This window comes from Echinicola salinicaeni (assembly GCF_014280965.1).
In the GTDB taxonomy this organism is placed as follows: domain Bacteria; phylum Bacteroidota; class Bacteroidia; order Cytophagales; family Cyclobacteriaceae; genus Echinicola; species Echinicola salinicaeni.
The window spans coordinates 461,422-487,498 of record NZ_JACODZ010000003.1 but is presented as its reverse complement, the minus strand read 5'-3'; the positions used below and the strand labels follow the sequence as shown (position 1 = coordinate 487,498).

Annotated in this window: 25 protein-coding genes; 14 read left to right on the top strand and 11 right to left on the bottom strand. The window is 40.2% G+C overall.

Going from position 1 to position 26,077, the window contains the following annotated elements; translation table 11 throughout:
* Positions 1 to 7: 7 nt before the first annotated feature.
* The gene (gene truA, locus H7U17_RS07700; RefSeq protein WP_186756081.1) at positions 8 to 763 is read right to left on the bottom strand and encodes a tRNA pseudouridine(38-40) synthase TruA; all 756 of its coding nucleotides are present in this window, start codon (positions 761 to 763) and stop codon (positions 8 to 10) included.
* 107 nt (positions 764 to 870) lie between these two features.
* Here truA and H7U17_RS07695 point away from each other — a divergent pair, with 107 nt between their 5' ends.
* Positions 871 to 1,350 carry a DUF4293 domain-containing protein gene (locus tag H7U17_RS07695; RefSeq protein ID WP_186756079.1) on the top strand — a complete coding sequence of 160 codons (480 nt, stop codon included), beginning with the start codon at positions 871 to 873 and terminating at the stop codon, positions 1,348 to 1,350.
* A 72-nt stretch (positions 1,351 to 1,422) separates the two neighbouring features.
* Here H7U17_RS07695 and H7U17_RS07690 read toward each other — a convergent pair whose 3' ends face one another.
* The 3 genes from H7U17_RS07690 to H7U17_RS07680 are packed head-to-tail and all read right to left on the bottom strand — an operon-like array spanning position 1,423 to position 3,469.
* Complete coding sequence (locus H7U17_RS07690) at positions 1,423 to 2,181, bottom strand: hypothetical protein (RefSeq protein ID WP_186756078.1); 759 nt, start codon at positions 2,179 to 2,181, stop codon at positions 1,423 to 1,425.
* Between the two features lie 59 nt (positions 2,182 to 2,240).
* Positions 2,241 to 2,942: a hypothetical protein gene (locus H7U17_RS07685; protein ID WP_186756076.1), complete on the bottom strand. Its 702-nt coding sequence runs from the start codon at positions 2,940 to 2,942 to the stop codon at positions 2,241 to 2,243.
* A complete protein-coding gene (locus H7U17_RS07680; protein WP_186756074.1) occupies positions 2,939 to 3,469 on the bottom strand; it encodes an RNA polymerase sigma factor in 531 nt (176 codons plus the stop codon). Before H7U17_RS07680 ends, H7U17_RS07685 begins: the two co-directional genes overlap by 4 nt.
* A gap of 295 nt (positions 3,470 to 3,764) precedes the next feature.
* Between H7U17_RS07680 and H7U17_RS07675 the strand changes: the two genes are divergently transcribed.
* On the top strand, positions 3,765 to 4,874 hold the full coding sequence (locus H7U17_RS07675) for a trans-sulfuration enzyme family protein (RefSeq protein ID WP_186756073.1): 1,110 nt from the start codon (positions 3,765 to 3,767) through the stop codon (positions 4,872 to 4,874).
* 299 nt (positions 4,875 to 5,173) lie between these two features.
* Here H7U17_RS07675 and H7U17_RS07670 read toward each other — a convergent pair whose 3' ends face one another.
* The 4 genes from H7U17_RS07670 to H7U17_RS07655 all read right to left on the bottom strand — a co-directional run bounded on the left by H7U17_RS07670 (position 5,174) and on the right by H7U17_RS07655 (position 10,736).
* A complete protein-coding gene (locus tag H7U17_RS07670; RefSeq protein WP_186756072.1) occupies positions 5,174 to 6,712 on the bottom strand; it encodes a YifB family Mg chelatase-like AAA ATPase in 1,539 nt (512 codons plus the stop codon).
* Between the two features lie 88 nt (positions 6,713 to 6,800).
* The gene (locus H7U17_RS07665; protein ID WP_186756071.1) at positions 6,801 to 7,166 is read right to left on the bottom strand and encodes a hypothetical protein; all 366 of its coding nucleotides are present in this window, start codon (positions 7,164 to 7,166) and stop codon (positions 6,801 to 6,803) included.
* Between the two features lie 32 nt (positions 7,167 to 7,198).
* Complete coding sequence (locus H7U17_RS07660; RefSeq protein ID WP_186756070.1) at positions 7,199 to 9,031, bottom strand: ABC transporter ATP-binding protein; 1,833 nt, start codon at positions 9,029 to 9,031, stop codon at positions 7,199 to 7,201.
* Positions 9,032 to 9,059: 28 nt separating this feature from the next.
* Positions 9,060 to 10,736: a hypothetical protein gene (locus tag H7U17_RS07655; protein ID WP_186756069.1), complete on the bottom strand. Its 1,677-nt coding sequence runs from the start codon at positions 10,734 to 10,736 to the stop codon at positions 9,060 to 9,062.
* Between the two features lie 309 nt (positions 10,737 to 11,045).
* Here H7U17_RS07655 and H7U17_RS07650 point away from each other — a divergent pair, with 309 nt between their 5' ends.
* From H7U17_RS07650 to H7U17_RS07605, 10 genes are all read left to right on the top strand, one after another.
* On the top strand, positions 11,046 to 11,291 hold the full coding sequence (locus H7U17_RS07650; protein WP_186756068.1) for a type B 50S ribosomal protein L31: 246 nt from the start codon (positions 11,046 to 11,048) through the stop codon (positions 11,289 to 11,291).
* Positions 11,292 to 11,369: 78 nt separating this feature from the next.
* Positions 11,370 to 12,572 carry a GlmU family protein gene (locus H7U17_RS07645; RefSeq protein ID WP_186756067.1) on the top strand — a complete coding sequence of 401 codons (1,203 nt, stop codon included), beginning with the start codon at positions 11,370 to 11,372 and terminating at the stop codon, positions 12,570 to 12,572.
* A gap of 15 nt (positions 12,573 to 12,587) precedes the next feature.
* Positions 12,588 to 13,733 carry a DNA polymerase III subunit gene (locus tag H7U17_RS07640; RefSeq protein WP_186756066.1) on the top strand — a complete coding sequence of 382 codons (1,146 nt, stop codon included), beginning with the start codon at positions 12,588 to 12,590 and terminating at the stop codon, positions 13,731 to 13,733.
* Positions 13,730 to 14,173: an ATP-dependent zinc protease family protein gene (locus H7U17_RS07635; protein ID WP_186756065.1), complete on the top strand. Its 444-nt coding sequence runs from the start codon at positions 13,730 to 13,732 to the stop codon at positions 14,171 to 14,173. The genes H7U17_RS07640 and H7U17_RS07635 overlap by 4 nt, the downstream gene beginning before the upstream one ends.
* Entirely contained in the window at positions 14,170 to 15,078 is a 909-nt protein-coding gene (rimK, locus tag H7U17_RS07630) for a 30S ribosomal protein S6--L-glutamate ligase (protein WP_186756064.1), read from the top strand. Before H7U17_RS07635 ends, rimK begins: the two co-directional genes overlap by 4 nt.
* Positions 15,078 to 16,013 carry a hydroxymethylbilane synthase gene (gene hemC / locus H7U17_RS07625; protein WP_186756063.1) on the top strand — a complete coding sequence of 312 codons (936 nt, stop codon included), beginning with the start codon at positions 15,078 to 15,080 and terminating at the stop codon, positions 16,011 to 16,013. The genes rimK and hemC overlap by 1 nt, the downstream gene beginning before the upstream one ends.
* 3 nt (positions 16,014 to 16,016) lie before the next feature.
* A complete protein-coding gene (locus tag H7U17_RS07620; RefSeq protein ID WP_186756062.1) occupies positions 16,017 to 16,850 on the top strand; it encodes a peptidylprolyl isomerase in 834 nt (277 codons plus the stop codon).
* Entirely contained in the window at positions 16,840 to 17,772 is a 933-nt protein-coding gene (locus H7U17_RS07615; RefSeq protein WP_186756061.1) for an SDR family oxidoreductase, read from the top strand. The genes H7U17_RS07620 and H7U17_RS07615 overlap by 11 nt, the downstream gene beginning before the upstream one ends.
* A 255-nt stretch (positions 17,773 to 18,027) precedes the next feature.
* Positions 18,028 to 19,647 (top strand): alanine/glycine:cation symporter family protein, encoded by a 1,620-nt coding sequence (locus H7U17_RS07610; RefSeq protein ID WP_186756060.1) that lies wholly within the window; start codon positions 18,028 to 18,030, stop codon positions 19,645 to 19,647.
* Positions 19,648 to 19,743: 96 nt separating this feature from the next.
* Positions 19,744 to 20,337: a porin family protein gene (locus tag H7U17_RS07605; protein WP_186756059.1), complete on the top strand. Its 594-nt coding sequence runs from the start codon at positions 19,744 to 19,746 to the stop codon at positions 20,335 to 20,337.
* Between the two features lie 37 nt (positions 20,338 to 20,374).
* Here H7U17_RS07605 and H7U17_RS07600 read toward each other — a convergent pair whose 3' ends face one another.
* Positions 20,375 to 20,941, bottom strand: coding sequence for a helix-turn-helix domain-containing protein (locus tag H7U17_RS07600; protein ID WP_186756058.1), 567 nt, complete (start codon positions 20,939 to 20,941; stop codon positions 20,375 to 20,377).
* Between the two features lie 139 nt (positions 20,942 to 21,080).
* On the opposite strand from H7U17_RS07600, the gene H7U17_RS07595 reads away from it, so the two are divergent.
* Positions 21,081 to 23,078: an alpha-ketoacid dehydrogenase subunit alpha/beta gene (locus tag H7U17_RS07595; RefSeq protein ID WP_230981312.1), complete on the top strand. Its 1,998-nt coding sequence runs from the start codon at positions 21,081 to 21,083 to the stop codon at positions 23,076 to 23,078.
* Between the two features lie 55 nt (positions 23,079 to 23,133).
* Here H7U17_RS07595 and H7U17_RS07590 read toward each other — a convergent pair whose 3' ends face one another.
* Entirely contained in the window at positions 23,134 to 23,727 is a 594-nt protein-coding gene (locus tag H7U17_RS07590) for a DUF3244 domain-containing protein (protein WP_186756057.1), read from the bottom strand.
* A gap of 591 nt (positions 23,728 to 24,318) precedes the next feature.
* Here H7U17_RS07590 and H7U17_RS07585 point away from each other — a divergent pair.
* The gene (locus tag H7U17_RS07585; RefSeq protein WP_186756056.1) at positions 24,319 to 25,026 is read left to right on the top strand and encodes a hypothetical protein; all 708 of its coding nucleotides are present in this window, start codon (positions 24,319 to 24,321) and stop codon (positions 25,024 to 25,026) included.
* An 87-nt stretch (positions 25,027 to 25,113) separates the two neighbouring features.
* On the opposite strand, the gene H7U17_RS07580 is transcribed toward H7U17_RS07585, so the two are convergent.
* The gene (locus tag H7U17_RS07580) at positions 25,114 to 25,692 is read right to left on the bottom strand and encodes a hypothetical protein (protein ID WP_186756055.1); all 579 of its coding nucleotides are present in this window, start codon (positions 25,690 to 25,692) and stop codon (positions 25,114 to 25,116) included.
* Between the last annotated feature and the right edge of the window lie 385 nt (positions 25,693 to 26,077).

Here is a 26,077-nt window from a genome sequence, read left to right as displayed (position 1 = left end):
CTATTTTTTATATAAATATTTCTTCGGAATAAGTCACACGACTCAGAAACAAACCTCTGGCAGGAGCAGCTGCACCGGCCTTTGCCCGACTTTTACTTTCTAAAATCGCCCTAAACCCTTCTTTGTCCATCTTTCCGGTACCTACTTCCACTAAAGTACCTACTATTGCCCGTACCATCCCCCTCAAAAAACGATTTGCCGTTATATGGAAAATCAAATGCTGATCTTTTTGTTCCCAATAAGCCGTTTTTATTTCACATTCAAAATGATTGACCTCTGTTTTGACCTTGCTAAAGCACTCAAAGTCCCTATACTTGAGTAATAATTTAGCGGCCTCATTCATGGCCTCCACGTCCAGTGAATAATAACATTGCCAGGACAACTCTTCTTCAAACGGATTTTTTCGCAAAGAGATATAGTATTCATAACTTCTCCAGACAGCATCAAACCGCGCATGGGCTTCAGGCTTCACTTCCAATAAGTCATAAATGCTGATATCCTTGGGCAAAACAGCATTGACTTTTTTCAGGAATGTCCGCTTATCCAAAATCTCTTCACTATCAAAATGTAAATATTGCTGCTTACCGTGCACCCCTGTATCTGTCCTACCACTGCCCATGGTATCAATCTTTCTTCGCAAAATGGTAGCAAGCGCCCTATCTATTTCCTCTTGAACGGTAACAGCATTGGGCTGCACCTGCCATCCGTGATAACGGGTTCCCTTATAGGCCACCTCCAGAAAATACCTTTTTTGTGCTTTCATGAATCCACAAAGATACTATTCCCAATGAATATAATTTGGGAAATGCGTGATTCCTTGCTAATATTCAAATTACCACCTTTCTTTGTCAAAAGTTTTAAAATTTAATAATGATACAGCGAGTTCAAACTATCTTCTTATTCCTTGTGGCCATTGCCATGCTTTTGGTTACTTATTTCCCTATTTGGACACAAGTAAATGTAGATCAAACTGAAAGCCTAAAATTGACGGCTTGGTCAATGACCCATATGGATGTGACCAACGATTCGGTAATTGAAGAAACTGGCACTTATTATATCGGCGCATTGGCTATTCTTGCAGCCTTAATTGCCCTTTATAGCCTTAGCCAGTTCAAAACAAGGACCAAACAGATGTTCCTTAATATGATCAACTCTTTGGTCATGGTCGTTAACCTGGGTATTATTGTCTATATTACCTATAGCTATAATCTAGACTTCAACCCTATGGCCAGTGGCGCCTTTATGTTTGGTTTCTATACCATCATAGTTGCGATGATCTTCAATATTGTTGCCAATAGGTTTATCCGAAAAGATGAATTACTAGTAAAATCTGTAGACAGGATTCGTTAAACTACAGGAATATAAAAAAACACAAAAGGCTAACCGATCGGTTAGCCTTTTGTGTTAGCTGAACTCCCTAATTCACCAAAACCGCACACCTATAGTTGGATAAACCGTTTTCAAATTATCTGTAGCTACCAGCCCAGCCTGAATAAAAAGATGTTTGCTCAACCTATGTCTATAAACTGCCCGCAAACTTGTTCCTTGAAACAATTTATAACTGCCCTGATTCAATAATACCCCCAATTGAATCGTCTGTTCATTATTGACAACCGCCTGCCCTTTATTCCAAGAAAACTCCGCATTCAAAAACCAGTTACTGTTCACTTCCAATTCCCCTGCCTCTCTGTCAGGAAAATAAACAGTATTGGTGATAGAAGCCCCCAAACTATACCCCGGCATACTCAAAAGCGCCCTAAAACCAACTTCAGGTGTAAAATATCCAGCTGTATAATCAATACCTACTGGAATCCCCAATTCAATACTTTCAATATGCCTAACATAATTTCGGTCTATTTTATTTTTAACATTACCCAAACTCGTTGGCCCAAAATTATTGGCTAGCCTGAAGGCCTTTGTTTCGAACTCGGGAAACCTAGTGGCCCTTTTCATCAAGGGTTCCAGTTCTGCTCTCAACTCATCTGTGGAGAATTCAGTATCATTATAGTAAAACAAGACCTTACCTTCGTTGGGCAGACTGAACTGCAATGTATCAGTAACTGGCCAGTCTTTATCAAGCCATTTCTGATGGCTATTGGAAAGCATATTCTCTACTTCTTGAGCCAAAACTGTAGACATAAATATCCCCATAAGCATGACTATTAAACCTGCCTTTTTCATTTTTTCTTATCTTTTTTTATGATTAATTCATTTAGTTGGAAACCAAAAAAATGTCAATTTCATTGCCCTTTGGAAAACCTCAAAACAAGCTTCCCTGGATTGCTTCTAACCTTACTCAGCTCCCTTTCTGTATCGGTGAGCTTATTTTTTGCTGAATAAGCTGTATTGATGTTGATCTTCTCATTAATCCCCCATGAAACCCTTACCTCATGAAAGCTTTCCTCCGCGATTTCATCCTCTTGAACAGGCCTTGGGCGCTCATTCACAGCCAATGGCGCTTCCGTAATAAACACAGGCATGGACAATTCGGGAACTTCTATTTCACCTAATGCTATTTCCTCTTTGATCATGAAATTTTCCTTTGAGGCTTTTTGTACTGCCTTTTCTTTTACTGCCGGAACCGAAGTAACTTTCTGCTTATTCATCTTTGGCACCTCAAATGGTATTTCCATCTCGGAATAAGTATTGGTCAGAAGATATTCCTGCTCATTGGAAAAAGGGTCCACTTTAACCATCATGAAGAGTATATAAGCCGCCACCATAGCAAGGAAAACCGCCGCTACCCCTATCCAAAAAGGACGTATTGAATGCTGATTATTCAATTCCTCCTCGATTCCTTGCCAAGCCTCCTCCTTGGGAGCTGCTAAAGGCAAATGCGACAACTCTCTGGATAATTGCTTTTCCAAGCTCTTTTCTCCCTGGAGCTTATCCCAAAAGTGTTCATTGGGCTGAAATTCCGGTAAATCAAAATTCTCTTTCATGCCTTCAGTACTTGATTCAAACTTTCTCGTAGTAACTTTTTAGCATAAAACAGCTGGGACTTGGAGGTACTTTCTGAAATAGACAACATTTGGGCACATTCCGCATGCTTAAACCCCTCCACTTCTATCATCAAAAAGACACTTCTACACCCCACCGGCAATTTCCTTATGGCCTGATCCAGCATTTGCCCATCTATCCAACCATCAAGAACACCCGCTTCAGAAAAGGCATCCACCTGATCCAATGATGAAAAATATATCCGCTTTTTCGTCATATGAATCGCTTTTCTCACTGCTATTTTTTTCATCCATGCACCCAAAGTACTCTCCCCCCTAAATTTTTTTATCCCCTTGAATATCTCAATAAAAGATTCTTGTAGGGCATCATGTGCCTCAGCCTCATCATCCAAAATTCTATACACTGTGGAATACAAGGCCACCTTATATCGCTCGAAGAGCTCAAACTGGGCTTTTCGATCCTGCCTTATACATGCAGCAATAAGATCTTTTTCAAAAATTGACTTCATTCTAATCGGTTTCCACTATAAAGAGGCTGTTTTATTGGAAATGGTTGGAAAGCCTTGCTATTTTTCTTATGACAATTTAAAAATTCTCATGGATGGGACACTTATTCTGACATTCAATAAGACAACTTTTAAACAAATGTCTCCCTAACTCTAAAATACAAATCAGCAGCCCATGGCCCTCAAATCTACTTATTAAAGCTGATCACCTACAATTTTCTTAATTAGCCAGATGCAGACAACTAAATCTTAACCCAGTTTGGTCCAAATTCATTAATTTTAAATAAAATTGACAATTATGAAATTCGAGACCATAGCTATTCATGGAGGGAATTTGGTGACAGACAGCCAAAAACCAGTAGTCCAGCCCATCACGCTATCCACTACTTTTGAACACCAAAAAGATTCCCTGATTTACTCCAGAGCCAATAATCCCAATAGAATGGCCCTGGAAAATCTATTGGCAAAACTTGAAATGGGAAAATCTGCTGCAGCCTTCTCTTCAGGAAACGCCGCAGGAATGGCTGTTTTTCAAGCGCTTCCGCACGGAAGCCATGTAATCGCTCCATCAGACATGTACCATGGTCTCAAAAAACAGCTGGTTGAAATATTCCATGATAAGCTGGAAGTTACATTCATTGACCTCAGTAATAGCCAAAAACTCAAAAAATGCCTTCAACCCAACACTAAACTCATTTGGATAGAAAGTCCTTCCAATCCACTACTTAAAATTAGCGATATCAAAGCCCTATGTAAATTGGCCAGGGAAAATGACATCCTCTCAATTTGCGACAACACCTTCGCCACACCTGTATTCCAAAACCCTTTGAAACTAGGGGCCGATATGGTGATGCATAGTACGACCAAATACCTCGGGGGGCACAGTGATATTCTTGGAGGGGCATTGATTACAAAAGAAGAAAGTAAGTTTTGGAATCAAATACTAAATGTCCAAAAAACTGGAGGAGCCGTACCTTCTCCTTTTGACTGCTACTACCTAACCAGAAGTATAAAAACCTTGGCCTATAGAATGAAAGGTCATGCTGAGCATGCTGGGATTATCGCTACCTTCTTGAATCAGCATCCAATGGTCGAAAATGTCTTTTATCCAGGTTTAACACAGCATCCCGGTCATCAGATAGCTGCAAATCAAATGACTGGTTTTGGAGGAATCCTTTCCTTTCTAATAAAAGGAGGACCGGAAAATGCGGACAAATTCATCTCCAACCTCAAGTTCTTCAGTAATGCTACTAGTTTGGGCGGTGTGGAAAGTCTTATTGAAAGAAGAGCTGCTGTAGAAGGCCCTGACACAAAAACCCCACAAAACCTGATCCGCGTTTCTGTTGGCTTGGAACATTTGGAAGACCTTCTGGAAGATATGACACAAGCCTTTGACAAAATCAGTTAATCGGCTAAAAACAGCAAAAGCCATCCGCCTGGGCAGATGGCTTTTTTCTTTAACTGACTTTTTAAAGTAAAAAAGTGTGTTGAATTAGTTGGATTGTATATATAAGGGTGACAACAACTTTGTCTGCAAATAAAAGCATTTCATATATATATCCAAAACTTGGCAATAATTAAAGTGCAAGTATTTTACAAGAATATTTCAATTTGACTCTCTCAAAATACAAAGACAAAAAAAATCGCCTCATTGTTTCAATCACATAATTATTATAATTTAACACTAAACTTATTCAAAAATTTAATCTAACCTGCCCACCCTTCACGATCCAAGCTCCTATATTGAATGGCCTCTGCCAAATGCTCTACATTTATCTGATCACTTCCAGATAAATCCGCTATCGTTCTGGCAACTTTTAAAATTCTATCATAGGCACGCGCTGACAACCCCAATCTTTCCATCGCCGTTTTCAGCAACTTTTTTCCTCCTTCATTGATCTGACATACTTCTTTTACCAGATGTGATGGCATCATGGCATTACAGTAAATATCCTTATGCTCCTCAAAACGTCTCACTTGCATTTCCCTTCCAGCAATCACCCTTTCTCGGATAGATGAACTATTTTCTGCCTTTCGCATAGAAGTCATCTCCTCAAACTTAACCGGAGTCACCTCCACATGCAGATCGATCCTATCTAATAATGGGCCACTGACTTTGTTCAGATATCGTTGCACTACTCCTGGCGCACATACACACTCTTTATCGGGATGATTATAATATCCACAGGGACATGGATTCATGCTGGCAATCAACATAAAATTTGCTGGATAGTCTACGGATATTTTTGCCCTGCTGATGGTTACCCTACGTTCTTCTAGCGGCTGTCGCATGACCTCAAGCACAGTCCTTTTAAACTCCGGCAATTCATCTAAAAAAAGGACCCCATTATGCGAAAGGGAGATTTCTCCCGGCTGGGGATTCCCCCCTCCCCCTACCAATGCCACATCACTGATGGTATGATGAGGAGCGCGAAAAGGCCTTTGTGCTATTAGAGTAGCCTCATTCCCCAGTTTTCCAGCAACGGAATGAATCTTGGTAGTCTCCAAAGCTTCCTGTAGGGTCAAAGGAGGCAAAATGGAAGGCAGTCTTTTTGCCAACATGGTTTTACCTGCACCCGGAGGCCCTATCATTACCACATTATGACCTCCAGCAGCAGCAATTTCCATGGCTCTTTTAATATTCTCCTGCCCCTGAACATCAGCAAAATCAAATTCATAGTCTTCCAAGCTATGGTAAAAGATATCCCTTGTATCCGTAACCAGTGGCTCAATCTCCAATTCCCCATCCAAAAATCCTATCGCCTCTTCTAAAGTCTCTACTCCGATCACGTCCAGGTTATTGACTATAGAGGCTTCCGAAGCATTCATTTTGGGCAAAATCACTCCCTTGAAACCTGACCTTCTTGCTTCTATAGCTATAGGCAATACGCCCTTGATAGGCCTTAGCTGACCATCTAGGGACAATTCCCCCATGATCACATATTGATCCAATTCAGGAAAGCTGACCTGCTCAGATGCTTTTAATATCCCCATGGCTATGGGAAGGTCATAAGCTGAGCCCTCTTTGCGGATATCTGCCGGGGCCAAATTGACAACTACCTTTTGCCGCGGCATCCTATAACCAAAATATTTCAGGGCTGATTCCACCCTTTGCTGGCTTTCCTTTACCGCACTGTCCGGTAGGCCTACCATATAAAAACTTGTTCCCTGACCTACATTTACTTCTATTGTAATCAGCTTGGCATCGACTCCGGACACCGTGCTTCCAAAAGTTTTAGCTACCATTTGATAATCTATTCTTGATAATAAAAAAGGAAATCTCGATAAGAGATTTCCTAATATACTAATTATTATACTAGTCTTTTACTTTCTACTATTTGATGTTTTGCCGTGGTTTGATCACCGAGGAATCCTTTTCATCCTCTGAAACATTCGTTCTCTCCTCACTCACCTTTGACTTTCTTCCCTGTTCAATATCATAAAGCTTGGCTTTCAAACTATTATTCTCACTCTCCATCTTCATGATCTTCTTATTGAGCCCCTTGGCATACATGCTCTGAAATAACCAAGCTAATAAATATATCACAAATCCGACCAGCATCCAGACTACCACCTTCCCAGCAGTAAGTTCCTCGATATTGAAACCATTCTTCACACTATCAAACGCCAAAAAGAAGACCAATGCAACTCCAAAAAATAGCGCAACTAAAAGCTGAAATATGCTTGTTATTTTTTTCATATGTTTAAAATTGGGTTTTGCTAACTAATATACTAAACTGACTGCATTGAGGAAAGCTTCTTGTATAATCCTTCCTTTTTCAACAAACCTTCATGCGTTCCCCGTTCCACTATCTCACCTTCCTGTATCACCAAAATCTCATCGGCATGCTGAATGGTACTCAACCTATGTGCAATCACCAAAGTGGTCCTGTGGCTCATCAGCTTGGTCAAGGCTTCCTGCACCAAGCGCTCTGACTCAGAATCCAAAGCTGAAGTAGCTTCATCCAATATCAGTATAGGCGGATTTTTCAAAACTGCCCTCGCGATACTCAAACGCTGCCTTTGCCCTCCTGACAATTTACTGCCGCGTTCTCCAATATTAGCATGATATCCACCTTCCAGTTTTTCTATAAATTCATGGGCATTGGCAATTTTGGCGGCTGCTATCACAGCCTCCTGTGAAACTTCCTCCATACCAAAGGCTATATTATTAAATATCGTATCATTAAACAATATGGATTCTTGGGTTACAATCCCTATTAAGCTTCTCAAGTCAGCAATTTTGTAATCCTTGACATCCACACCATCTAATTTCACGCTACCATTAAGAGGATCATAAAACCTAGGCAATAAATCGGCAATAGTAGATTTACCTCCTCCTGATGGCCCTACCAAGGCAATGGTTTTTCCCTTCTCCAAAGTAAAATGAACATCCTTTAACACCAACTCCTGCTCATACCCAAAACTGACATGCTCAAATTTCACCGCCTGCTTAAATTCGCTAAGAGGCTTGGGAGATCCTGGATCTTGAATTTCTGAAGGAGTGTCTATCACCTTGAAAATTCTTTCTGCTGATGCTAAACCTCTTTGAATGGTACTCATGGCTCTGGAAATTTCCTTTGCAGGATTAAGTACCTGAGTAAATAAAATAATATAAGCCAAAAATTCGCTCGCACTTAAATCAGAACTGTTATTTAAAACCAAACTCCCCCCGTACAATAGAATACCAGCCACAACAAAAACGCCCAAAAACTGGGACATGGGGGATGCCATCTCATTTCTACGGGCCATGGAAACATTGATAGCAGAATACCTACCGGTTTCTTCATCAAACTTATCATAGACATAGGCCCTAGCGCCAAAAGCCTTCACTACACGCATACCGCCAATTGTCTCATCCAAAATATTTACAATCCTCCCCAATGACTCTTGACTTTCAATTGCCTTCTTTTTAAGTCGCTTGGTGATACCTCCAATCAATGCCCCTGAGATTGGAATAATCAAAATCGTAAAAACTGTCAGCTTTACCGACATAAAAAACAAGGCCCCAAAGTATAATATAATGGTAACAGGTTCCCTAAAAACAACCCTCAGAGATTGAACCACACTATTTTCGACCTCTTGAATATCATTGGTCATTTTGGACATCAGATCTCCTTTCCGCTCATTGGAAAAATAACCGATATGCATGCCGCTGACTTGATCAAAGACATTCATCCGCATCTTTTTGATCACATCAGCACGTACTTTGGCCAGAACCACTCCTGACAAATAAGTAAATAGATTGGAGAGAAATACTGAAACCACAATAATGATACAGACATAAACCAAGGTCCCAAATTTTCCATGCATCTCTGCTACTTGAATAAAATAGTGGTTAAACAAGTGCATAAAATATTCTATGGTAAAGGAAAAATTGGGCAGTTTCGCATATTTTTCTAACTCCTCCGGGTTCACCTGCTCAAAAATCACGTCAAATAAAGGCTTCAACAATGTAAAGTTTAGCAAACCAAAAATGATTGCTAGGAATGCATATACTATATAAAAAGGAAAATATTGTCTGTATGGCTTGGCATAAGCCAGAATTCTTAAATAGGTCTTCATGTACTTCGGAAAAAACCTCCTCTGTTATTTAATAATTAAAATCTTCTCTGGCAATATTCAGTCTTAATGATAGCTGCGAATACTGACTTACTTCAGGACTATCCAAATTTTGGGCAGTACGCTTGCGATAGCTATGCCCAGCATCCAAAAACAAATTATGACGCAGCATATATGAGGCGCGTAGATTGCCAATGATCATCCTGTTTTCTACCCCCTGCCCAATGGTGTGCCCATATAACCCCAAACCATCAGTTCCTTCCAACCTGTTCTTCAACAAATCACCACCCATATTGGTTTCTTCATCTGGATCCCCACCATAATAATGATAAACTCCTGTAAAATTAAAGGATAATTTTGGAAGCGGCTGGTACCTAATAATACCAATCATCTCCCTAAAATTGGCTCCCCGGGGATGGGTAAGAGGTGTACGGTAATTAGTATAGGCCTGGTATTCTTCCTTTTCCTGATAGGTATATGGCCTTGCCTGATTATACTCCAACTGCAGATCCAAATTCGAGACATTGAACACATTGATATACTTATATCCTACCTGTAGACCATGTTTATTTCTACTCGAGTTTTTTCCATCCTGTCCAAAAAATTCTCCAAAGACAAATTCATCCAAAGCAAATTGTCCATAAAACTGCATGGAATTGGCCACATTCCATTTAAAATCCGTCCCTAGCATCACCTTATCAGGCGTTCCCAACTGATGCTCTACCCATCTGTAAAAGATAATTGGGTTAAAATAAGTCCAATCAGCTTTATTGGCCATTACAGATTCAAAAACGCCGATATTGAATTTTTTGCCCAAGTTCAAGCCCAATCGATGCAGACTAAAAAACTTCTTAGGATATCGGCCGTCTGTTGGCCTTCCTATTCCATCTAAAAAAACATCTGCATTTAACTGGGCCCAAGTATTGGTAAACTGCAGTTTCCAAACCCTTGTGTTTAGCTTAAAAAACATATAAGGATTGGAAAAATCTGAAAGCACCATTGACCGGTATCCCTCTCCGATAAAATTCCTATCGTGCCCCATCTGGGCAGAAATATGCTTGCTTACCTGAACAGTCACATAGCCTCTTGCCGAAAAGTAACTGTACCCATTATCCCCATAGGTTTTCCAAAACCCTTCACCCGGCACTGCTCCATTATGCTTGGCATAGGCATCTATCCAAGAAGGAAAAATTACTTCATTGGTACTTAGATAAGTATAAAAACCTACCTTCCTGTCCACACTTCCCCTAATCGCAATGCCTCTAGAGTTCTTGAAATTCATGAAATCCTGTTCTGCATCCATGCCACCCCGGAAATACAAAACTGGATTGACATGCACATCTACCACCTTATCTCTGTGGAAATAGAAATCCGAGGGCTTTTTATATATGGTTTTCCATAATGGCTTCTTAGAAAAATCCGTTTCCTCTTCCACAAATTCCCAATTATCGTTTTTTAGGAAATTGATATTAAATGCATCCACCTTAGACATATACTGCTCATCGATGGTTTCCAAAAAGTCTGCCACATCATCCCTTCTATAAGGCTTATACCCCGTATGGAAGGATGAATTAAAATTTCCGCCCAAAATTTCGTAACGATCTATTAAATGATAATAATCCCTATCGAAATCAATATATGCACTTTGGGCAAAACAAAAGGTAGACAGGAAAAGGCTTGCTGTCAGGGAAAGTAAAAATCTTTTCATGGGCAACTATTTACGCAATTCGTCAATTCAACTACAAAAATTAAAACATTATTAGATGAAAACGAGGTTTTTCTAATAAAAAAGCCTTTCACACGGCCCAATTAAAATCACCATCAATCCTAAAACTTTCAAATTATATTCGTCCAATAGGGCTAATCCGGTATTTTTTTCACAATTTTGCACTGGATTAGATGGCTGAACCCCTTCTAGTTAAATAATTCATTGATAAACATTTGGAGGCTTTTACAAAAAAGGATAACTTTGTGCCTCCATTTGAAAAAGCGACATTTAATATAAATAGGGATTACCATGAAAAAAGACATTCATCCAAACTACAGAGAGGTTGTTTTTTATGACACTTCCAGTGAATATAAATTCATTACCAAGTCTACTATCGAAACTAACGAGACGATCACTTGGGAAGATGGAAATGAGTATCCAGTTTACAAAATAGAAGTAAGCTCAAACTCTCACCCATTCTACACTGGTAAGAAGATGCTATTGGACACTGCGGGTCGAGTAGAGAAATTCAACAGAAGATACAAGAAGAAGTAATTCATTACTTTTCTGTAAAAAAGCGTTTTAAAAGTCTCTTGGAAATTGTATTCCAAGAGACTTTTCTATTTTTGTACCATGGAGGCAATCACATTATTTGATGACCCTACTTATAGGGGTTCACTATTACCTTTTACTTTTACGCGCCCTGTCGCTGAGATCAGAGTGGGCATATTAAAAATCAGTGAAAAGTGGGAGAAACACTTTAATACCAAAGCTGGTTTTTTCACGCAGGATTATTTAAAAAGCAAATTCCCCCAGTTGGAAGATGCCAAACTATTTATCAATGGCGGGCTTTGTCCAGACCATGATTTGACTAGTACCATCAAATCCCTAAAGGAAGGCCAAGCCTTATATAAGGACAATATCCTTTTGGCAGCCATAGTCGAAAAACCTGCTGATTTCTCAATAGATGAAATAAAGGAGAATCATGAAGCAGTAGAACATCTGGGCGAGATCACCCTTATTCATCGGACTTGGCATATCTTTCAGCACAATGGTCAGGAACTTCGAAAAGACTATGCGATGATCACCGCCAACCGTAATTCTATCGGCATACAAGATCCCCATACACGTGTTTACAATCCGGAAATGATCTTTGTAGAAGAAGGAGCCCAAATCCGTGCAGCCATCCTTAATGCCGAAGATGGACCAATATATATTGGCAAAAATACCCAGGTACAGGAAGGCGCCATGATCAGAGGCCCCTTTGCGCTTTGTGAAGGTGCAGTGGTCAATATGGGAGGCAAAATGAGGGGAGACAATACCATCGGACCATATTCCAAAGTAGGCGGAGAAGTTTCCAATACGGTCATCTTTGGCTACAGTAATAAAGGTCATGATGGGTTTATTGGTAATTCCGTCATAGGAGAGTGGTGTAATTTTGGTGCCGACACCAATATTTCTAACCTTAAAAACAATTATGCTCCAGTCAAAATTTGGGATTATACCAAAGGTGGATTTGCCAATTCAGGCCTTCAGTTTTGTGGATTAATGATGGGGGATCATTCCAAATGTGGCATCAACACCATGTTCAATACCGGAACTGTAGTAGGCGTAGGAGCAAATGTTTTCGGTTCAGGATTCCCTAGAAATTTCGTCCCCTCATTTGCTTGGGGCGGCGCAGCAGGGTTTTCCACTTTCCAATTCAGAAAGTTTGAGGAAACTGCGAGTAAAGTAATCGAAAGGAGAGGTTTCAGCTTTGATGACACCGAAAAATCTTTGCTTCAGAATATATTTGACATGACCAAGGCTTATCGAATTTGGGATAAGAAGGTATAAGCGAAAAGAATAAACATGCTATTTTCATCCATTCCAGGCTTACAGGAAACCAAAGACAAGCTCATCAAGGCCATCAAAAATAACCATTTGGCCCATGCGCTATTATTTCATGGTCCTGAAGGTTCCGCCAACCTAAAAATGGCTTTGGCTTTGGCTACTTATGTCAACTGTGAAAATCCCGGTGAACAAGATGCCTGCGGAGAATGCAGCGCTTGCCAAAAAATGGCAAAACTAGTGCATCCAGACCTGAGTTTCACTTTCCCAGTCCCTGGAAGCCTTATCAAGGAAGACGATGATGGAAACGGCAAAAAAGTAGATATTTTAGCTCCTTGGAGGGAATTTGTAATTCAAAGACCCTATGGCAATCTTCAGGACTGGATATACCATAATGGATTTGAGAAAAAGCAGCTGAACATTTCAAAGGCTGCAGCAAAGCAAATCATCAAAACTATCTCCCTCAAATCATTTGAGGGAGGATATAAGGTCATTTTGGTTTGGATTCCAGAATTGATGCACACAGCATCTGCCAATGCACTCTTGAAGGTCTTAGAAGAGCCGCCAGAAAAGACCCTGTTCTTAATGGTGGCCCACCAACCAGAGCAATTGCTTACTACAATTCTTTCCAGAACCCAAAAAGTATTAGTAAGAGCATTTACAGATGAAGAGATCAAAGAACACTTGATCACTGAAGGTTTATGTTCTAAGGAAGCGGGCATGCAGATCGCACCTTTGGCAAATGGCAATATGCGGGAAGCCTATAGATTGGCAGATCAGGTAGTCGATGAAAACACGGCCAAATTCCGAGATTGGATGCGGCTTTGCTTTACCCTTGACATCAACAATATCCTTTCATGGTCTGATAATTTCCAGACCTTGGACAAAGAGGGACAAAAAGCCCTTTTCCTTACGGGGCTAAACATATTAAGAGAAAGCTTGTTGAAGAGAAGCCAGCTAGAGGATCTCATGAGAACAGCTCCAAACGACAGGGAATTTATTGAAAATTTCAGCCTTAAAGCTCTTACGGAAAACAAAATTCTTAGCATATATCAATTGCTGAATACCGCACATTACCACTTGGAAAGAAACGCAAATGCTAAAATCCTTTTTGCTGATCTCTCCTTTAGCATGGCCAAAGTCCTAAGAAAAAAGGAAACAGAATGAAAAAGTTCATCATCGGCAGAAGAGAAAAAATCAGTCTCCCGGAATGGGGGCTTGACATGATTTCCTCCAAAGTGGACACTGGAGCATATACCAATGCCATCCATTGTGAATGGATGGAAGAAAAGGAAATCAATGGAAAAATGGTACTGGAGTTCAAACTCCTGTCACCAAATCACCGCCTCTATAATGATAAGCTTATACGAACAGAAAAATACAGTCAGAAAAAAGTAAAAAACTCCTTTGGCGGTGCAGAGTTAAGATACAAGGTCGCCACCAAAGTGGTCATGTTCAATCAGGAATTTGAAACAGAATTCACCTTATCAGACCGGTCTAAAATGCGTAACGCCATTCTGTTGGGCCGAAAAATGCTAAAAGGAAGGTTCATTGTAGACGTAGATGAAACCAACCTATCCAAGAAACACAAAGCTTCACAGTCATGAGAATAGCCGTACTTTCACGTAACCCAAACCTTTATTCAACAAGAAGGCTAAAAGAAGCCATAGAAGATGCCGGACATGAGGCATTGATCATAGATCACTCACTCTGCGATCTGGTCATCGAACAGGAAGGTCCTTCTATTTTTTATAAAGGAGAAAAACTAAAAGACATTCAGGCCATCATCCCAAGGATAGGTGCATCTGTAACCTTTTATGGCACAGCAGTAGTCCGACAGTTTGAACTGATGGGAGCCTTCTCAGCAGTAGAGTCCCAGGCAATTGTACGAAGCCGGGACAAGTTGAGAAGCTTACAGATACTCTCCAGAGAAGGTTTGGGCATGCCCAAAACGGCCTTTACCAATTTTTCCAAAGGGGGTGAAAAGCAATTGATCGATCAAGTGGGCGGAGCGCCATTGATTATCAAGCTTTTAGAAGGCACCCAGGGACTAGGTGTCGTGTTAGCAGAAACCAAAAAGGCCGGTCAATCCGTAATTGAAGCATTCCATGGTCTTAAGGCCCGAATCATCGTCCAAGAGTTTATCAAAGAAGCTAAAGGTGCAGACATCAGGGCTTTTGTGGTCAATGGCAAAGTAGTAGGTGCCATGAAAAGACAGGGGGAAGAAGGTGAATTCCGATCCAATCTTCACCGAGGTGGGCAAGCGACCGTGATCAAGCTTTCTTCAGCAGAAAGAAAGGCGGCCCTAGCAGCTGCCAAAGCTTTGGGATTAGCTGTTGCCGGAGTAGACATGCTTCAGTCTACCAGAGGACCACTGATCCTAGAAGTAAACAGTTCCCCTGGACTGGAAGGCATAGAAAAAGCCACCGGAATAAACATTGCAGGAAAAATCGTGGAATATATCGAAGCTTCCGCAAATAAAAAAACTAGTAAACGCCAAATCAAACAATAATGCAGCCTATCAAAATAGGAACCAGAGGCAGTAAACTCGCACTGTTTCAAGCTTATCATATTGCAGACCTTCTGAAAGCCCAAGGCCTTCAAGCAGAGATCGTCACTATCGAAACCAAGGGGGACAAAATATTGGATGTCTCTATTTCAAAAATTGGTAGCAAAGGAGTCTTTACAGAAGAACTGGAAGACCAATTGGCTTCCGGAGAGGTGGACATTGCTGTTCACAGTGCCAAGGACATGCCCTCTAGCTTACCAGAAGGATTTGAGCTTATTTCCTTTACTGAACGGGAAAAGGTCAATGATATCATATTGAGCCATAAAGGAGATATTGATTATACCAATCCCAACAAGCCTTTACTTTTAGGCACCTCTTCTACCCGAAGAGTCGCCACCTTAAAACACTTCTACCCCCATATCAAGACAGTAGAGGTCAGAGGAAACCTGCAGACCAGAATCAAAAAAATGGAATCGGGGGTTTGTGACGCACTGCTCTTGGCTTATGCTGGAGCCCATAGAATGGGCTACGATGAATTGATCAGGCATGAACTTTCCTTAGAAGAATTTACTCCGGCCGTTGGGCAGGGAAGTATCGCCGTGGAAGCCTATGAAAAACTGGACAGTGAACTTAAGCAATTAATAATCAAAGCTACCCACGATGAAGAAACAGGCTACCGCCTAAGGGCCGAGCGCAGTTACCTTAAGATACTTGAAGGAGGATGCAGTATTCCTGTATTCTGCTTAGCCGAATTTGAGAATGGAGTATTGAAGCTCAATGGAGGCATCATAAGCCTAGATGGACAGGAAAGAATCCAGCATGATATCACCGGCCCTGCAGAACAAGCAGAGGACCTGGGCAAGGAACTAGCCGAAAAAGTCCTCCAATCCGGAGGCGATAGAATATTGGCTGAAATAAAAAATACGCTTAATAAATAAATCATGAAATTAAGATGGCTTTGGATAGCTTGTTGGCTACCCCTATTAATCTCTTGTTCATCCAATAAGGATTCATTGATCAAGATACACACCAAACATGGTGATATCTTCGCGATTCTATACGACCAAACACCTGAGCACAAAGAGAACTTCATCAAATTGGCAGAAGCCGGCAGATTTGACTCTACCCAATTCCACCGCATCATAGACAATTTCATGATTCAAGCTGGAGACGTATTCTCTAAAGAAGGACTACCTGAAGAGGAGTGGTACACCATCCCTGCTGAATTCAATGAAGCCCTTATTCACGAAAAAGGAGCCATTGCAGCCGCCAGGCAGGGAGACAATATCAACCCTGAAAAAAGGTCCAGTGGCTGCCAATTTTATATAGTGGAAGGCAAAGTCTATACGGAAAAGGAATTGACCACTGATATGAGACGTTTGCAAAAACAATTCATGAAGTATATCAGCCTTGAAAGCAATAAAGAGCTGGCCAAACACTATGCTGAGCTATATTCTTTTGGTGATTTTTCTGCCATGAATGACCTAATGCTTGCCAAAAAAGAAATCATGGAAGACTTCTATGATATTAATTTGGATAAAAAGTTAAGCCCAAAACAAATTGAGACCTATACGAGTATCGGCGGAACCCCACACTTGGATGAAGGTGGGTATACCGTATTTGGAAAGGTCATCAAGGGCTTGGATGTCGTGGATAAAATTTCTGCAGAAAAAACCAATCAGATGGACCAAGCAGTGAATCCTGTTTACATCACCGTAGAGGTGGAAGAAATGAGCAAAAAGAAAATCACGAAAGAATACGGTTTTGAATACTAAACATAATCATCAAGAGACCATTTTAGTCACTGGTGCTAATGGTCTTTTAGGCCAAAAACTGATCCAAAGACTCCTCGAAAAAGGCACTTTCAAAATAGTAGCCACAGGAAGAGGGGCTTGTCGACTACCCAAGGATTGGCAGGGCTTTGATTATGAGCCCATGGACATTACAGATCCGGCAGCTATAGAAAAAGTCTTTGCTGCCCATAAGCCGGAAATTATTATCCACGGTGCAGCCATGACCAATGTAGACCAGTGTGAAACAGAAAAAGATGCCTGCTATGCGCAAAATGTTAGTGCGGTAAAAAACATCATCGCAGCATCTGAGAAAATCGGAGCTTATCTGCTCCATGTTTCGACTGACTTTATTTTTGATGGAGAAGCAGGCCCATACACAGAAGAGGCCAAGGCCAATCCTATCAATTATTATGGCGAAACTAAATTAGAAGCAGAAAAACTCATCCTTGCCTCCAAATTGAAATGGGGAATTGCACGCACAGTCTTGGTTTACGGCATTTCCCATGATATGAGCAGGTCCAATATTGTGCTTTGGGTAAAAAACTCCATTGAACAAGGAAAAGATCTACAAATTGTTGACGACCAACTTCGCACACCTACTTTGGCCGAAGACCTCGCTGAAGGCTGTCTACTCATGGCAGAACAAAAAGCCACTGGCATTTTCAATATTTCAGGAGAGGAGTTACTGACTCCTTATGAAATGGCCATGCAGACTGCCGACTTCTTTAAACTGGACAAATCCAAGATCAACAAAGCAGACTCAAATACATTCCAGCAGAAGGCAAAAAGACCCCTTAAAACTGGATTTATTATCAAAAAAGCAAAAGAACAGCTTAATTATGAACCAAAAAGTTTTATGAATGGAATTGCTATTCTAGCAAAACAACTTAATTTAGCCGATTGATAAATTCAATTAATATTAAAAACAATCCAATTTTATCCCAAATAATCATGAATTGCATCCTTTTTATATACAGCACACATGGCTATAGGGATGGTATTCTTAAAACGAGTACCTCCTATTCATAATCCGGACCTCAAATTCCGGTGAGGGGGAAAATCAGTATTTAAGGGAGATTGGATTGGGAAGTGTAAACTAAAATAGAATTTATTCAAATGTTTATAAGACTCAAATATACAAATCAAACTTAAACACATTATGTATAGAAAACTTCTATCCTTCTTAATTTTTCTACTACCTATTACCCTATACGCACAGGAAACCTCACCTACGGAAGACTTAAGTTTTGGACAAAAAATAGACCGATCTTTCCAACCAATAGCTGATGCTTGGGAAAGCCTCGTCCTTTACCCTATCGCAATAGGAGACTATAATATTCCAATTGTTTTGATTTTATTGGTATGCGGCGCCACATTTTTCACCATTTATTTTGCCGTTCCTGGAATAACCAAAATGCCTTTGGCTATCAATACCGTGAAAGGTAAATATGATGATATGGAGAAAAACTATAAGGACCCTGAAACCGGGGAAATTATGGTGGATGATTCCCAAGGAGGAGAAGTAAGTCACTTCCAAGCGCTCGCCACAGCAGTATCAGGAACGGTTGGACTTGGTAATATTGCTGGGGTTGCTGTCGCCATTGCCATTGGTGGCCCAGGCGCCACTTTCTGGATGATCGTCTGTGGTATCCTAGGAATGAGTACCAAATTCGTTGAATGTACCCTTGGTGTAAAATACAGGGATGTAGACAAGGATGGAGTTGTTTATGGAGGACCAATGTACTATTTGTCCCGTGGATTGGGCCATGACCTTAAAAAAGGACGCTTAGGACAATTTCTGGGAGGACTATTTGCAGTGCTTTGTGTGGGAGCTTCTTTTGGGGGAGGAAACGCATTCCAGTCCAATCAGGCCGCCTCTCAACTTTCCAACCTCCTAGGCATCAACTTCCAAACCAACGGTTTTTGGATTGGTATTGTCCTTGCCATATTGGTAGCAGTAGTCATCATTGGCGGAATCAAAAGAATCGCTACAATTACTGAGAAAATCGTTCCTTTCATGGCCGGTGTTTATGTATTGGCATCGCTAATCATTTTAGGAGCACACTACGACTATATTGACGACGCTTTTGGATTGATCATCGAAGGAGCTTTCAGCCCAATGGCCGGTCTAGGTGGTATGGTAGGTGTACTTATAGTAGGTTTCCAAAGAGCCGCCTTCTCCAATGAAGCTGGTGCTGGGTCTGCGGCCATTGCCCACTCTGCAGTAAAAACCAAATTCCCTGCCAGTGAGGGTGTGGTAGCCCTTTTGGAACCATTGATCGACACCGTGATTGTTTGTACCATGACTGCTCTGGTAATCATCTTTTTCAATATCGACGGTGGTCTGGGCAATGTAGAAAGCATCTTTAATTATGGTGGTGACGGAAGCGGAAACGTAATTCTTAAAGACGGAGGTGCATCTGTCGGTGGTGTTGAATTGACTACCATGGCTTATGACACGGTGATTCCTCACTTCTCCTATGTGTTGACCGTAGCCATCATTATGTTTGCTTTCTCCACGATGATCTCTTGGTCTTATTACGGACTTCAATCCTGGAAATTCCTTTTTGGAAGAAGCAAAGCTGCTGACCTTAGCTATAAAATCATATTCTTGGCCTTTATCGTAATCGGAGCATCTACCACCTTGAACGCTGTGGTAAAATTCTCTGATGCCATGATCCTAGCCCTTGTATTTCCAAATATGATCGGCTTATTCTTCTTATTCCCTAAAGTAAAAGTGGAACTAAAAAAATATACCGACGCAATCAAAAAAATGTAACAATATCTTCGCTAAACTTCCAGTACCTAGCTCTGGCAAGATATTTGAAGTTTAGCAGATCACACATTTTAGATTTCAACGGATAAAGATTAAGTGATGAAAAAATTATTGGCTCTTTTTGCATTTTCTTTCTTTGGATTATGTACCCAGCTCACAGCCCAGGACTTTTCCATAGGACCGAAACTCGGGGTATCCCAAGGGAATATTAGCGTTAGTAATGGCGAGTACGAAAGCGGTAGCAGCAAGTTGGGTTACCATATTGGTGCCTTTGTAAGAATGGGAGGCAATGCCCTTTACCTACAACCTGAAGTGTTATATGTAAACACTGGCGGTGAAATCACCAAGACGAACGGAGCAGACGAACAAAAGTTTGAAGCTAGTTTCAACAGGTTGGATATTCCAGTCATGCTAGGTTTTAAACTAGGGAATATATTTAGGATACAAGGTGGACCAGTTGGCAGCTTTTTGCTTAACTCTAAGTTTTCTGAAGAACTCCAATCTGACCCTATGCCAGACTATAAAAAATCCACATTAGGCTATCAAGCCGGCATCGGATTGGATATAGCCAATATGATCATCGATTTGAAGTATGAAGGCTCCCTCAGCAAGCAGGCGGAAAGCATTGCAGGTTTGGAAACAGACCAAAGGCAAAACCAGCTAATCTTATCACTTGGTCTAAGATTATTCTAATAAAAAAAGAGCGATGAGTAAATTTCATCGCTCTTTTTTATTTCAATTGATCCCAGCTTTCCCGGGGTTTGTCTTTTAACTTTTTATAAGCAGAGGGAGTCATTCCCACCACTTTTTTAAACTGGCTAGACAAGTGCTGCACACTACTATAGCCAAGTCGCCATGCTATTTCGCTCAATTGCAACTCCTGATAACATAATAGCTCCTTGGTCTTTTCTATCTTCAAATGAATAAAATACTTTTCAATGGTTATACCCATTGTGGTACTGAACAAGTGACTCAAACCACTGTAATCTTCTGGTATAATGGTATGGATATAATCTGAAAGATTCAAATCCGTACTCAGTTCTTCTTGCTGCATTATGGCATGCAAAGCGTTCTTAATGCGCTCAACAGTCTGTATTTGCTTTTCCCGCAATAACTCAAAACCCATTTCCTGTAATGCTTTTTCAAGATTTTTTTCAGTTTCTTTAGCTAAGGAAACGGGGACACTTACCTTACCCAGCTCGACCTTATCCACTGCTATACCCTGGTCTTCAAAAATCTTTTCCACTGCCATGATACAGCGGGGACAAACCATATTTTTTATTAAAATTTCCGACATACTCTTTAAACTGATTTGCTCAATTAGAAGTTCTGAAAATTTGTTTTCACTGCACAAAACTCTTTTTCTTTAGCTTAATCTAATGCTTTGTTTTCAGTATAACTTACTGTAATTTGCTTTGAATTAGTTGCAAAACACCATGAATAATCCCGATTCCCTGATGTTTTTTGATCGTAAACACCTGAGTGAGGAAGCTTTAATAACTTTTTATCAGGCCCTATTAGTACCAAGAAAGATCGAGGAAAAAATGTTGGTACTTTTACGTCAGGGAAAGATCAGCAAATGGTTTAGCGGCTGGGGGCAAGAGGCTATTTCAACTGCCGCTGTAATGGCCATGGAATCAGATGAATTCCTGCTTCCTATGCACAGAAATTTGGGGGTTTTCACAGGCAGGGGTATTCCATTAGATCGACTCTTTGCCCAGTTCCAAGGAAAATCCAATGGCTACACCAAAGGCAGAGACCGCTCTTTCCACTTTGGCTCATTAGAGCATCATATTGTAGGGATGATCTCACATTTGGGGCCCCAAATGGCTTTGGCCGATGGCATAGCACTGTCCCATAAACTTAAAAAAGAAAATAAAGCCACCTTAGTGTTCACCGGTGATGGCGCCAGCTCTGAAGGAGACTTCCACGAAGCCCTGAATATTGCTGCGGTATGGCAATTACCAGTAATTTTTTTGATCGAAAATAACGGATACGGCCTTTCTACTCCAAGCCATGAACAGTTCCGGTGCGAACAATTTATCGATAAAGGCCCCGGTTACGGTATGGAGGCAGTTAAAGTGGATGGAAACAATATCCTAGCACTTTACCATTGCCTTAATGAAATCGCAAATGACATAAGAGAAAACCCGAGGCCCTTTATAGTTGAAGCCTGTACTTACAGAATGCGTGGACATGAAGAAGCTTCCGGAACAAAATATGTCCCAAAGGATTATTTCGAAGAAGGTGCTAAAAAAGATCCAATCAAGAACTTTGAGAAATTTCTAATTACTGAAGGTATTCTGGACGAAAAATTAAAAAAATCCATCAACCAAGAAATCCAGGATAAGATCGATAAAGGACTTGACAAAGCTTTTTCCAGCTCAGCTCCAAAGGCAAATTCTATCGATGAATTGGCCGATGTATATGCTCCTCACGCAGCTCAAGTGGCGCAGGCTACATCTAGTAAAAAGAGTGAAAAAAGGCTGGTTGATGCCATACATGACAGCTTGGAATTAAGTATGCAACGCCAACCTGAATTAATCTTAATGGGACAGGACATTGCTACTTATGGAGGCGTCTTCAAGGTAACAGATGGTTTTTTAGAAAAATTTGGTCCAGAAAGGGTGCGTAACACGCCTCTCTGTGAAAGCGCCATCATCGGGACTGCCCTAGGATTATCCATAGCAGGCTATAAATCAGTAGTAGAAATGCAATTTGCGGACTTTGTCAGCTGTGGCTTTAACCAAATCGTCAATAACCTGGCAAAACTTCACTACCGCTGGGGACAACATGCTGATGTAGTCATTCGCCTACCAACAGGCGCTGGAGTGGGGGCAGGACCTTTTCACTCCCAATCCAATGAAGCCTGGTTTTTCCATACCCCTGGACTCAAAATCATTTATCCTTCCTCTCCTTATCAAGCAAAAGGCTTACTGGCCGCAGCTATTGAAGACCCTAACCCCTGCTTATTCTTTGAGCACAAAGGGCTTTACAGATCTATAAGTGAAGAAATTCCTGATGATTACTATCATCTAGCAATAGGCAAGGCCCATTTGGTCAGGGAAGGAGAACAACTTAGCATCATCACCTATGGAGCGGGGGTTCACTGGGCCAAAGAAGCCCTTCAAGAAACCGGGATAGATGCAGATATCCTAGATCTATGCACCCTGCTGCCATGGGACAAAAAAGCGGTTGCAGAAACGGTCAGAAAAACCAATAAGGTCATCATTCTTCATGAGGATTGTTTAACAGGAGGAATAGGTGCTGAAATCGCTGCTTGGATAAGCGAACATTGCTTTGAACTCTTAGATGCGCCGGTAATGCGTGAAGCCAGCCTGGATACTCCCGTTCCCTTTGCTGCTAGCTTAGAAGAGAACTTTCTACCTCAGGACAGATTTAGAAAAAAACTGAAACAACTACTTGAATACTAAAAAAGGCTGTCCTTAACAGACAGCCTCAAGCCCAAACCTATGCTAATTGGTGGGATTAGAAATAAATATATTTCTTTCTCCCTTGGGCATCCTTGATTCTCATATATAAGCCTTCAACTTCTCTATTGGTAACCCTGTAATCCCTCTCAAATCCATCTTTCACCTTCACTTTATCGCTGGCTATTACATGGTCACTTTCATCAAGAATATCTACCTGGGTTCCCGCCTTTTCAATCCCCAATACCGTTAAGTTAATGGTATGATTATCCACTACTTTTCCAAATGCTACTATGGGCATTTCAAAAACCTTTTTCTTTTCTTCTGTTTCTACATTATAGATGGCAACTTCATCTTTGGTTTTGATTTTCACTGAATAATTTCCTTCAGGCAAATCAGTCAAATCATAGGGAATGTTCATTGCAGTCTTGGCATTGTACTTATTATGCGCTAAGATCTTATTCTGATCATCCAAAATGGAAATGGTTACTTTACCGACTGGTTCCTTAAAACTAATTTTGACTTTTTCGTCATTCGCTTCAACACTTGTCACTGCCATTAGGCCTTCTTTAGCTACAGGATCTGGATCAACAGAAGCTTGTGCGATAAAAATCAATCCTAATACAAATACGGAGGTTAATAATGCTTTCATGATGGTGTATATTAATTAATTGAATGTTTTTATTGTGTTTGTACCTCCACTATTGCCAATTATGTACCATACCAAAATCACCATCTATTATTTGGTTGTTTTTAGTTTTTCAAAATGAAACAATCATTAAAAAACACCAATATTTACTCCTTTGGCATAGCTCCCTTCTGGAAAAAACTGTATCAGACCGATATAGCTGTCCGCTAATATGATCGTTTACGATACAGTTTTTGACTTTTTTATGCGAATGATCTGCCTTTGAAATATTGCTTTACCATGACAGAAAAAAATTATTTTTTTATTTCTCGTTGGTAAAAAAATAAAGACATAAAAATTTAAATACTCAAAATTGTTCTATTTCGGACAATTAACTGTACTATTCCGTCACAATTTCCAAAAACATTTACCGCATTTACTCTCCAAAACACTGGCCATTGAGACCTAACAATCTGCTCCACCAAGCAAGATTTTTCCAAAAGTATTTTCAACTATCGCTAGTCATTAAAACCTAAATCCCCGAACCAATAACTAAAACAGTATTTATGGCATAGACATTGGCTAAACCGAATAGAACTAAACCAACTATATATTATGAAAAAGAATACTTTAATCATGAGCCTTTTAGCTCTGGGATGCTTGGGATTTCTAACCTCTTGTAATAATGAAGATGCCGAAGAACCCCCCAAAGCCAATATCACAGTAAAAGCAAGGGCAGTGACAGAAAGCGACACAGAAGAAAATAATGGGCTTATCTCTGGGGCAAGCATTACCAGTGCAGATTTTGTCTTTGGCAATATTTCTATTACCGGCAACTCTAGCAGTTCAGGCAATATGCAGTTACCTCTAGAACAAGGAATGAATTTCAGTCTCAATCTCATACAAAGCGCACTGCCACAAAGCGAAACACTTGGCAGTATAACTTTAGATGCGGGGAGCTATACTGGCATCTCTTTCCAATTCCAGCAAGACGACACATTGATTGAGAGTGATGCCATGTTTGAAAAAAGCTTGAATATCCAGGGAAATGTAAATGGCCAGCTATTGAACATCTACACGGACACAGAAGAAATACTTATGGCTGCCGCAGATGGTGGAAGCTTGGAACTGGAGGGCAATCAAGACATTTACCTTAACTTCGACCTCAATAGATTATTTGACAATATAGATCTCAGCCTAGCCACAGACGGAAACAGCAATGGCACGATAGAAATTGAGCCTAATAACCTAGACGGAAACAGGAATATTTACCTAACCATGATGGGCAACCTAGAAAAAGCCCTTTATATCTCTAAAAATTAAACCAAGGTGATAAAAACTTGGCAACAAAATGCATAAAAAAAGGCGCTTTGAGTTTTCAAAGCGCCTTTCTTAATTGAATCTTCTTGTTTATAGGGCAGAGAAATATTTCCCCTGTCCATTTTCATTGCTTACTTCAAATACCAAGTTGTCAACAGAAGTTACTTTTTCAAACTTAAAGACCTTTCCGAATTTGTTACCATCATAGGTAGATTCAAAGATCATGTTTCCGTTATCAAAAATCCTTACAGTCTTTTTTGCTTCATCATTTGATTTCACCAAAACAGCAACATTATCGTCTCCCAATACTTTTACTTTGGTAAAATAATCAACTTTTGCCTCTTCAACGCCCACAAACACATCCTTGTTTTGTAGCGTTCCTTGCTCAGGAGTAAATACTTCAATTTTATAATCACCATCAGCCAGAGCAGTCAAATCATACTTTTTAGCAAAGAATTTGTTGCTTGAGATGATGTCCTTATAAACTATGGAACTGTTTTCATCTTTGATTCTAACCAAAACTTTACTGTTTGGTACAGCAAGGAATTTTACCTCTACTTTTTTGTCAGCAATTTTTTCGATTTTGACAACTTTGTCGTCTAAGTCGGATTTAGCAAATGTACTTACTGAAACACATAACGCTAAAAGGGATGCAATAATTAATCTCATGATTTTAGAAATTTTATTTGATGCTTTATTTTTTCTTAAATTTTCTAACTCAGCCACCTTGGGACTGAGCTAATACTAGAGGCTAACTATTCTGGGTAGGATTGTTATGATCGCTGATCACATTACAAAGGTACAAATCAATAATATTATTGCAAAATATTCAATCAAAACAATACAGTTTTAACGATTTAATAATAATTAAGCCGAAAAATTAATTATACAACATTCATTAAAAAAACAAGATGGAGAATAGAAAAATCGAATCAATCAAAATTTTCATCTATTTTTAACAAAAAATACAGAATTATATTTATTTATAAAATATCATAATTAATATTATCACAATATTAATTGGATAAACACCGAAAACGGTTGCGGTAATTTC

What these genes read in the sequence shown, in the direction of transcription:
- truA (WP_186756081.1), bottom strand. Translation starts at nt 763, where the DNA reads ATGAAAGCACAAAAAAGGTATTTTCTGGAGGTGGCCTATAAGGGAACC.
- H7U17_RS07695 (WP_186756079.1), top strand. Translation starts at nt 871, where the DNA reads ATGATACAGCGAGTTCAAACTATCTTCTTATTCCTTGTGGCCATTGCC.
- H7U17_RS07690 (WP_186756078.1), bottom strand. Translation starts at nt 2,181, where the DNA reads ATGAAAAAGGCAGGTTTAATAGTCATGCTTATGGGGATATTTATGTCT.
- H7U17_RS07685 (WP_186756076.1), bottom strand. Translation starts at nt 2,942, where the DNA reads ATGAAAGAGAATTTTGATTTACCGGAATTTCAGCCCAATGAACACTTT.
- H7U17_RS07680 (WP_186756074.1), bottom strand. Translation starts at nt 3,469, where the DNA reads ATGAAGTCAATTTTTGAAAAAGATCTTATTGCTGCATGTATAAGGCAG.
- H7U17_RS07675 (WP_186756073.1), top strand. Translation starts at nt 3,765, where the DNA reads ATGAAATTCGAGACCATAGCTATTCATGGAGGGAATTTGGTGACAGAC.
- H7U17_RS07670 (WP_186756072.1), bottom strand. Translation starts at nt 6,712, where the DNA reads ATGGTAGCTAAAACTTTTGGAAGCACGGTGTCCGGAGTCGATGCCAAG.
- H7U17_RS07665 (WP_186756071.1), bottom strand. Translation starts at nt 7,166, where the DNA reads ATGAAAAAAATAACAAGCATATTTCAGCTTTTAGTTGCGCTATTTTTT.
- H7U17_RS07660 (WP_186756070.1), bottom strand. Translation starts at nt 9,031, where the DNA reads ATGAAGACCTATTTAAGAATTCTGGCTTATGCCAAGCCATACAGACAA.
- H7U17_RS07655 (WP_186756069.1), bottom strand. Translation starts at nt 10,736, where the DNA reads ATGAAAAGATTTTTACTTTCCCTGACAGCAAGCCTTTTCCTGTCTACC.
- H7U17_RS07650 (WP_186756068.1), top strand. Translation starts at nt 11,046, where the DNA reads ATGAAAAAAGACATTCATCCAAACTACAGAGAGGTTGTTTTTTATGAC.
- H7U17_RS07645 (WP_186756067.1), top strand. Translation starts at nt 11,370, where the DNA reads ATGGAGGCAATCACATTATTTGATGACCCTACTTATAGGGGTTCACTA.
- H7U17_RS07640 (WP_186756066.1), top strand. Translation starts at nt 12,588, where the DNA reads ATGCTATTTTCATCCATTCCAGGCTTACAGGAAACCAAAGACAAGCTC.
- H7U17_RS07635 (WP_186756065.1), top strand. Translation starts at nt 13,730, where the DNA reads ATGAAAAAGTTCATCATCGGCAGAAGAGAAAAAATCAGTCTCCCGGAA.
- rimK (WP_186756064.1), top strand. Translation starts at nt 14,170, where the DNA reads ATGAGAATAGCCGTACTTTCACGTAACCCAAACCTTTATTCAACAAGA.
- hemC (WP_186756063.1), top strand. Translation starts at nt 15,078, where the DNA reads ATGCAGCCTATCAAAATAGGAACCAGAGGCAGTAAACTCGCACTGTTT.
- H7U17_RS07620 (WP_186756062.1), top strand. Translation starts at nt 16,017, where the DNA reads ATGAAATTAAGATGGCTTTGGATAGCTTGTTGGCTACCCCTATTAATC.
- H7U17_RS07610 (WP_186756060.1), top strand. Translation starts at nt 18,028, where the DNA reads ATGTATAGAAAACTTCTATCCTTCTTAATTTTTCTACTACCTATTACC.
- H7U17_RS07605 (WP_186756059.1), top strand. Translation starts at nt 19,744, where the DNA reads ATGAAAAAATTATTGGCTCTTTTTGCATTTTCTTTCTTTGGATTATGT.
- H7U17_RS07600 (WP_186756058.1), bottom strand. Translation starts at nt 20,941, where the DNA reads ATGTCGGAAATTTTAATAAAAAATATGGTTTGTCCCCGCTGTATCATG.
- H7U17_RS07595 (WP_230981312.1), top strand. Translation starts at nt 21,081, where the DNA reads ATGAATAATCCCGATTCCCTGATGTTTTTTGATCGTAAACACCTGAGT.
- H7U17_RS07590 (WP_186756057.1), bottom strand. Translation starts at nt 23,727, where the DNA reads ATGAAAGCATTATTAACCTCCGTATTTGTATTAGGATTGATTTTTATC.
- H7U17_RS07585 (WP_186756056.1), top strand. Translation starts at nt 24,319, where the DNA reads ATGAAAAAGAATACTTTAATCATGAGCCTTTTAGCTCTGGGATGCTTG.
- H7U17_RS07580 (WP_186756055.1), bottom strand. Translation starts at nt 25,692, where the DNA reads ATGAGATTAATTATTGCATCCCTTTTAGCGTTATGTGTTTCAGTAAGT.